An 8,880-nucleotide genomic window follows, 5' to 3' on the forward strand; every position below is an offset into this window, starting at 1 on the left:
TGAACTACTATACATCTTCTTATAGCCATTTGCTCCTGCCTCCTATCGCGGCAATTCATAGGGCGGATCAACGGGCAACAGGTAGCTTGTCCTTTCACAACCCATTCGAGGGTACTGAAACTATACAAGGCTCTGTACCTCGTTTTCATCCAACTGTTCGATTTCTTCTATGAGTTTGAGCTTGATGGCGAGGGCCAGTTCGGCAACGGTTGGCGACTCGAAAAGCATTGCCAGCGGTAAATCGACCTGGAAGGCCGAACGCAGGCGCGAGATCAATTGCGTACCCATCAACGAGTGCCCCCCTAGCTCAAAGAAATTGTCCTGGATGCCGACCTGCTCGATACCAAGTACCTGCTGCCAGACCTCGAGAATCTGCTGTTCAAATTCGTCGTTCGGCGGCACGTATTCTGTCGAAAGATGCGGCCTGGCCGCCCCTGATGGTCTGCCCGCGCTGCCTGCCTGGTTTGCATCGTGCTGGCCCTCCATGCGTATCCATTGCCGGATGCGCTCCTGCAAGTCTCCGGTGGAGTTGACCAGGTGACTCATGCCGCTTGCAATGACGCGCGTGAAGGCCTCCACCCCCTCCTCAGGTGTCATAGCATAGAGCGCGACTGTAGCGCCTAACATGCCGTGCGCGTCTTCCTTGACCTGCCACGTATCCCAGTTCATGCTGATCCATGGCGTTGTCGATAGGCGGTTGTGCCTGTGTACGAATGCATCCATAAAGATGTTTGCTGCCGTGTATGCTACGAAGCCCAGGCCACCCAGCACTGCCGAAAGCGAGGAGAAGAGCAGGCAGAAGTCGAGTTCCAGGCCGTCAAGCGCCTCCTCAAGGGCGAAAAGACCATGCACTTTAGGCCGGAAGTGCATCTCGCACTCGGTAGAGCTGATCTCGGAAACCGTCTTGAAGGCCGATTCTGCCGAGATACCGGCGGCATGAATCACGCCGTGCAGCATCCCAAAGCGCGTAATTGTGGCATCAATGACTGCCCGCATCTGCGCGCTATCCGCCACATCTGCCTGCCGTACCAGTATTTCAGCTCCCATAGCTTCTAGTGCTTGCAGGTGCCGGATCTTGCGACTGGTAATATCCTCTGCTGCATGGCCGGCTAACCATGCGTCCCACGTATCTCTTGCCGGGAAATCGGAACGCCCCACCAGCACCAGTCTGGCCTGCACCTGCTTTGCCAGGTATTCCGCCAGTACTAATCCAATGCCGCCCAGACCGCCGGTAATCAGATACGCTCCCCCCACTCGCAGGGACAGCGGCCTGTCCCTGTCCCTACAGAACGCTGCTTCAGCGGCTTCCAGGCGTACCGGCTCAAATGCCTGCACCCAACGTTCGCCATCGCGATAGGCGACGATGAGATCGGTAGCCGGGGCCGCGCATTCGGCCATCAACTGATCGACGAGCTGTGAGTCTAGTAAATGCTGGTAATCGGTAACTGCCAGGTCGATGCTGCGGCAGAGCATATTCAGGTTTTCCTGTGGGATGACCTTGCATGCTCCCAGGATGGTGGCCTTTTCCGGCTGCAAAGCCTCCTGGCCCGTTACTGATTGCATATGGTTGGAGAGGACGATGATTTGCATTGATTCGTCGTAGACCTGCGCAGAAAGGGCTTGCGCAAGATATATCAGGCTATAAAAGCCCTCCTCCTGCCTGGCCTGAAACTGTTCTGAACGGGCATAGGCCGGCGGTGTATCCAACGCCTGATTTTCGCGTGTGATGCTCCAGCAATGCAAAACGGTTTTCGGCATGCGCCCGCTGGCCTGCAATGTTTTGCAGAGGGTGATGTAGTCGGCCTTGTGCTGGGGCCGGATTGAGAAGAGGGCGCTACCAAGCTGCCGGAATTGCATCCCTGCCTGCACGCGCACGACCGTGTGTCCATCTTGTTCTAACCGCCAGGCTATTTCCTCGGCAAGCCGGGTATTGTCGAGAAATATCAGCCATGGGTCGCGTATTTCCCCGGTGTGTGTTCCGGACAAGGGCGCCTGTTTCCAATAGGGCTTATAGAACCAGTCAGCGATGTCGGGCTTTTTGCCTTTTGCAGGCTCGGAGGGCCGATCAATCGGCGATGAGCGCGCGGGATTCTTCGCTTCACTCAGAATGACATCGAAGGCGCGCCTGGGAGTTGGTTCGATCCAGTATCGCTGGCGTTCGAAAGGATAGGTGGGCAGGGACAGGCGCTGGCGGCGCTCACCGGCATAATAGCCCGTCCAGTCGATGTTCACTCCTGCCATCCAGAGCTTGCCGAGCGTGTGCAGCAAGTATGCCTGGTCGGACTGCCGCTCGTAAATCGATGGCAGCGTGGCATGCACCAGGGCTATGCGTTCGTTGTTGCATTGCTGCCTGGCAAACGAAGCCAGCGATTGACCGGGGCCGATTTCCAGCAGCGCGTGTTCTGTTTCCTCGAGTAAGTGTGCGATGCCCTCTGCAAACTGGACGGTGCCACACATATGCTCGGCCCAGTATAAGGGACTGGTTGCCTGCTCGTCCGTGATCCATGTCCCTGTCACATTGGAGATATACGGAATCTGAGGCGCGTGCAGTCGTATGCTGCGCGCGATCTCTGTCAGGGGCTGCTTGAGCGATTGCAGCATTGTGGAATGAAAGGCGTGCGTCGTCTCCACGTGGCGGAAAGCGATTTCCTGTTCCTCCAGGCGCTCTGTTAACATCTCGATAGCTTCTAGCGGCCCGGCAAGCACGCAGGTATTGGGGGCGTTGATGGCGGCCAGGCAGATCTGCTCATCCAGGAAGAGTTGCACCGTCTCCTTTGACATCGCAACCGCCAGCATCGCCCCAGCCGGCATTTCCTGGATAAGCTGTGCCCGCCGCGCTACTAGCAGCAGCGCATCCTCAAGCGAAAGGACGCCTGAGAGGCACGCCGCCACGTACTCACCCAGGCTATAACCGATCATCGCCCTGGGTTGGATGCCCCATTGCATCAATAGCTGGGCCAGCGCGTACTCGATCACGAATATGGCAGGTTGCGCCAGGGCCGTTGACTTGAGCCGTTCGGAAGCATCAACAGCATTTTCGGCCCGCTGCTTCCGGCTATAGGAGGTGTAGGGGCTAGATTGTTCGCGACCTGGGCGAGGCCAACTTTCAATCCTCTCGCGTCCCGGGTGGGGCTTACCCGTCATTGCTTGCGAGGATGCCGATCCAGTATGCCGCCCGTTGCGCCCCAGCAGCGACCGCAAATCAGGTGCGTGTTGTCTTTGCGCTAGTGAGCCATTTGATCGCTCTGCTTCCCATCCTGCCGGGTAGATCACCTCTCGCAAATCAATACCCATCAAGGGCTTAAGAATATCCGAGCAGCGATCCACCGCTTCACGAAAGGTTTTTTCGTTTAAATAGAGTTCGTGTGCCATGCCTGCGTATTGCTCGCCTAACCCCGCGAACATGAACATGACGCCGCGATCTTTGAATGCCTGATAGGTTGATTGAGTGCTTTGCAGGGCTTTTATCGCCCCGGCGGAATCCTGGCATACGGCTATCTGCCGGTAATTAAAGGCGCTGCGACCCACCTGTAGCGTGTAGGCGATATCCGCCAGATTCGCCTCCGGGTGCTGCTCTAAGTAGTGCTGGAGATTGCCAGCGGCCGTTTTGAGTGCCGGCGCCGTTTTTGCGGAGAGCAGCAGCAGTTGCCATGGTCGCGACTGGCTGACCGGCGCGAGGGCCGGAGCCTCTTCCAGCACCACGTGCGCGTTGGTGCCACCAAGTCCAAAGGAACTGACTCCGGCACGCCTGGGAGCGCCATGAGCAGGCCATTGCGCGAGCTGCGTATTGACATAAAACGGGCTGTTTGCCAGGTCGATATCGGGACTGGTGCGCTCGAAGTTCAGGCTGGGTGGGAGCTGCTTATGGTGCAGGGCCAGGCTGGTTTTGATCAGTCCGGTAACGCCGGAAGCGCGGTCGAGGTGTCCAACGTTGGGTTTGACGGAGCCGATGGCGCAGAAGCCTTTTTTCTGCGTGTTCAGCGCGAAGGCTTTCTGCATGGCCGCCAGTTCCACGGCATCGCCCAGCATGGTTGCCGTCCCGTGTGCCTCGATGTAGCTGATGGTTTCTGCCGGTACGCCTGCATTGCCGATTGCTTCCGCGATAACCTCGGTCTGCCCGTCAAGTCCCGGCGCCGTATAACTGACGCGCACGCTGCCATCATTATTGACCGCCGAACCGCGAATCACGGCATAGATGTAGTCGCCATCCTCTATCGCCTCATCCAGGCGTTTGAGTACGACGACACCGGCTCCGTTACCCATCACGCTGCCCTGCGCCTTCGCATCGAATGTGCGACACTCGCCGTCGGGTGAAACGATGCCGCCTTCCTTATAGATATAGCCGCTGACATGCGGCACCTGGATGGCAACACCCCCGGCCAGCGCCATATCGCATTCATAATTCAGCAGGCTCTGGCAGGCTAGATGCACGGCCACCAGCGAGGTAGAACAGAACGTTTGCACGCTGATGCTGGGGCCTTTGAGATTGAATTTGTAGGAAACCGTCGAGGCCAGCGCGTCCCTATCGTTGCCAATCGCTACCTGCAAGGGGTCGATGATATCCAATAATTCGGGGTTGCCGTACAGGTTGTTCAACATGTAGGTGCTGAAACCGGAGCCGGCGAATACCCCCACCAATCCACGATAGCGTTCAGGGTCGTATCCGGCGCGTTCCAGGGCTTCCCAGGCGCATTCAAGGAAGAAACGCTGCTGGGGGTCGGTGATCTGTGCCTCGCGCGGCGCGTAGCCGAAAAAGGCTGCGTCGAACAGGTCAATGTCTTCCAGCACTGCCCCCGCTTTGACATAGTTCGGCAGCTTGAGCAGTTCGGGGTCTACACCGGCTGCCAGCAGCTCGTCATCAGAGAAGGAGCGAATGGACTTCACGCCGGAAGCCACATTGTGCCAGAATTGCTCGATATCACGCGCTCCAGGAAAACGGCCCGACATGCCGATGATGGCGATACCCGCGAATGCTGGCGTGTTGTTTGTCGTATCCATTTCATGTATGCTCATCTACTCCCCCTTTACCTTGCTCTTCTTGCGCCGGTCATCATACGCTGCTTGAGGTTTTCCCGGCGGCGTTCCCCGCGCTCGTAACGCTCTTCAACGACCTCGCCTGTTTTGTTCTGCTCCACGTATTGCGCCATCGCGCCGACGGTGGGCGCCTCGTAGAGGACATAGGACGGCAGCGATTCGATCTGCAGCGCTTTTCTGAGGCGTCCGATCAAGTCGATACCCACCAGCGAGTTGCCACCCAGTTCGAAGAAATTATCATCAATGCCGATCTCGGCGACTCCCAGCAGTTCCATCCAGACGCTGGCGATGCGCCGTTCGAGATCGTTCCTTGGCGCCGCGTACTCGCTTGCCAGGGCCGGTCGTGGATGGAGTTCTCGGGTTTCCTGGCTCCTGCGCGTGTTCTGCAACATCGTTGCCGCCGTATACGAACGACTCAGTTCGACCAGCGCGCGGAAGTCCTGCGTTGAGACGATCACCTGCGGGAAGCGCCGCGATAGCACACGTCGTAATGCCTCGGTTCCGCGCTCGAAATCGATGCCGAAGCGCCTGCGATTCTCACGGAAGAACGCCTGTGCTTCAGGATCATAGCCACTCAGGCCGGCTTCCCAGGCATTCCATTGCCACTCGCCCCAGTTGATGGCAACCGTCATACCATGCCACGCGAAATGACGATGCGCGTAGGTATCGAGGAAGGCATTGGCGGCGCAGTAATCCACCTGTCCAGGCCCACCGCCTGTGATTGAGGTAATCGAAGAGAACAGCACCAGGAAATCAAGCGAGAGTCCTTGCAGCACGTGCTCCAATACTCTTGTACCCTGTATTTTGGGAGCCAACACCTGTGCTGCCTGTGCTGCCGTCTTGAGCTGCATCAGGCCCACGCCTGGTACTCCGGCGGCATGCAGGACGCCATGAATGGCACCGAAGCAGCTGATTGCCTGCCGGATCACGGCCTGCATCTGCGCCTCGTCTGTGACATCAGCCTGCATGACCAGCACCTCGGCCCCGAGTGCTTCAAGTTCCTGCACCTTGCGTATCTGTCGCCCAACTCCCTCTGTGTCTCCCCGTGTTTCAAGGATGCTGGCCCATTCGCTGCGCGGCGGCAGCCCTTTGCGCGCCGTTAAAATCAGCCTTGCCCGCACGGTACGCGCCAGGTATTCGGCCATTGCAAGCCCGATGCCGCCCAGCCCACCCGTGATGAGGTACACGCCGGCCTCCCGCAGTCTGCCAGGTTGTATCTGCTGCTCGGCCAGTCGCACGGGCTCGAAGCTCTGTATCCAGCGCCGGTTGCCACGTAGCGCAACGACCGTTTGTTCTGGCGCGGCCAGCAGTTCTGTCGTCAATAATTGCAGCAACTCTTCTTCCTGCCAGCTTCCCGGCTCTGGCAGTGTAATATCGATACTGCGGCAGCTGATATGCGGGTATTCCTGGGGAATGACCTTGCAAGGGCCGATTACTGTGGCCTTCTCCTCGCACAGTTGTTCGTTTCCGGTCACATCCTGCATATCATTGGAGATCACGTTGATCTGGCAACCCTCTATGTCCTGTTCTCCCAGGGCCTGTGCCAGGGCCAGCAGGCTATAGAAGCCGCGCTCCAGGATGGTTGCGAATCGCTCATCTTCCTTTTGCTGTTTTTGCGAGGGTACTCCGGTTTGTGTCTCTGTGAAGACAGTCCATAGATGCACGATTCGCCGCGGTAATTTCCCTTCGGCGCGCAGGGCTTTCAGCAGCGCCTCGTAATCGCCTTTTGTCGCCGGGTGTACCATATATGCCTGCTCGTCCAGCCGGCGGAATCCCTCGCCGGGTATAACCGTGATGACTTGCTGCTCGTGTTCTTGAAGCTGGTGCATAATACGCCTGCCGGCGCCATGGTCATCGAGGAACAGCAACCAGCAGTTGTTTTCCTTGCTCAAGTCCGCGCTTTCGGGCGGGGGAGCATATTTCCATCCCGGCAGGTAGAACCAGTCCTGCAGTTCTTCCATTTTCAAATTACTGAGCATTGCTCGCGGATCGTCTGAATCGATATGCTCATTGCGAGCCTGTCCTAAACGCCTGCGCGGCTCGATCCAGTAGCGTTGTCGCTCAAAGGGATAGGTGGGCAGGGCCAGCCGATGGCGCGATTCGCCGGCATAGAAGCCTTTCCAATCAATCGTGACACCTGTTAACCAGAGCTTGCCCAGTGTGGTGAGCAGCAGCGCCTGTTCGGATTGGCGCTCGTAGAGGGCTGGCAGAGTCGAGACCACGACCGGCATACGCTCGCTGCTGCCGGCAACCACCTGCTGCTTGACAAAGGAACCGAGCACCGCCCCCACGCCAATTTCGACCAGTACCAGCTCGTGCTGTTGGAGGAGATGTGCGATGCCGTCGGAGAAGCGCACAGTCTGGCACATGTGCTGCCTCCAGTAGCCGGGATCGGTCGCCTGCTCGGCTGTGATCCAGGTGCCGGTGACGTTGGACACATAGGGAATCTGTGGCTCGTGCAGGTGTGCCTGTCGTGCCAGCCGGGTCAACTCTTCCTGAAGTGGTTCCAGCATCGAGGAATGGAAAGCATGGCTCGTCTCCACTCTGCGTGCCGCGATGCCCTGCCGGTTGAGACGCTGCTCGACCTGGGTGAGAGCCTCTGCAGGCCCGGCCAGCACGCACGTGTTGGGGGCATTGATGACGGCCAGGCAGACCTGTTCATCCAGGTAGGGCTGGATGTCTTGCTCGGAGAGGGCCACCGCCAGCATCGCTCCTTCGGGCAGGTTCTGAATCATCTGCGCGCGGCGAGCTACCAGCAGTAAGGCATCCTGGAGCGAAAGCACTCCCGCAATGCAGGCGGCAACGTATTCGCCCTGGCTATAGCCAAGCATGGCCTGGGGATGCACTCCCCATTGCATTAAGAGTTGGGCCAGCGCGTACTCGATCACAAACATCAGTGGCTGCGCATAGCGGGTCTGTTTGAACGGCTCGAGAACAGGCGAGTTATTTCTGGGAGCATGTCCATTGCGTCCCATCAAAACTCGCAAATCCATTCCTGCTGCGCTGGCATGCCCGTTTTGGTGTTCGGACTGGTGGCCTTCAGGCTTTGGGTAAAGCAGTTCGCGTATATCCAGTTCCAGCAAGGGTTTGAGGATGGCGGCGCAGCGATCAACACTCTCACGGAAGACTGGCTCCTGTTCGTAGAGTTCCTGGGTCAGTCCAGGATATTGCTCGCCTACTCCCGCGAACAGGAAGGCCACCGGACGGTCACTGCGCTGCTCCACATGGCTCATCAGCGCATTATTTTTGTTGGTCTCCAGTAGATCAATAGCTTCCTCGCGGCTGCGGCATAGCAGCATGCGTCGCTGCTCGAAACGGCTGCGTCCCACCTGCAAAGTGTAGGCGATATCTGCCAGCGCGCTGTCTTCGTGTTCTTGCAGGTATTGCTTCAGGTTAGCTGTTGCTGTATCGAGAGCTGTGGCTGTGCGGGCCGAGAGGAGCAGGAGTTGCCAGGGACGCGAAGGGCCGGAAGGCGTTCGTGTCGGCGCCTCCTCCACGATCACGTGGACGTTCGTTCCGCCCAGCCCCAAAGAGTTGATTCCGGCGCGGCGAGGTGCGCTGCTCTGACGAGGCCAGGGAGCGAGTGCCGTGTTGACATAAAATGGACTATGTGCGAAGTCGATCTCTGGATTGGGCGACTGGAAATGCAGGCTGGCCGGAAGCTGGCCATGCTCTAAAGACAGCACGGTTTTGATCAACCCGGTGACCCCGGCGGCGCGATCCAGGTGGCCCAGATTGGTCTTGACCGAGCCGATGGCACAGAAGCCGGTCTTGTTGGTCTGGCTGGCGAATGCTTTGGTCAGGGATGCGACTTCGATGGGGTCGCCCAGTTCGGTAGCGGTGCCA

At 58.4% G+C, this 8,880-nt stretch carries 2 protein-coding genes; both read right to left on the reverse strand.

Going from position 1 to position 8,880, the window contains the following annotated elements; translation table 11 throughout:
• Positions 1-120: 120 nt before the first annotated feature.
• Positions 121-5,013, reverse strand: a complete 4,893-nt coding sequence (locus VFA09_15025; protein ID HZU68588.1) for an SDR family NAD(P)-dependent oxidoreductase — start codon at positions 5,011-5,013, stop codon at positions 121-123.
• Between the two features lie 11 nt (positions 5,014-5,024).
• Positions 5,025-8,880 (reverse strand): SDR family NAD(P)-dependent oxidoreductase (locus VFA09_15030; GenBank protein ID HZU68589.1); only part of this gene is annotated, 3,856 nt, incomplete at its 5' end.

Source organism: Ktedonobacteraceae bacterium (genome assembly GCA_035653615.1).
Lineage (GTDB): Bacteria > Chloroflexota > Ktedonobacteria > Ktedonobacterales > Ktedonobacteraceae > DASRBN01.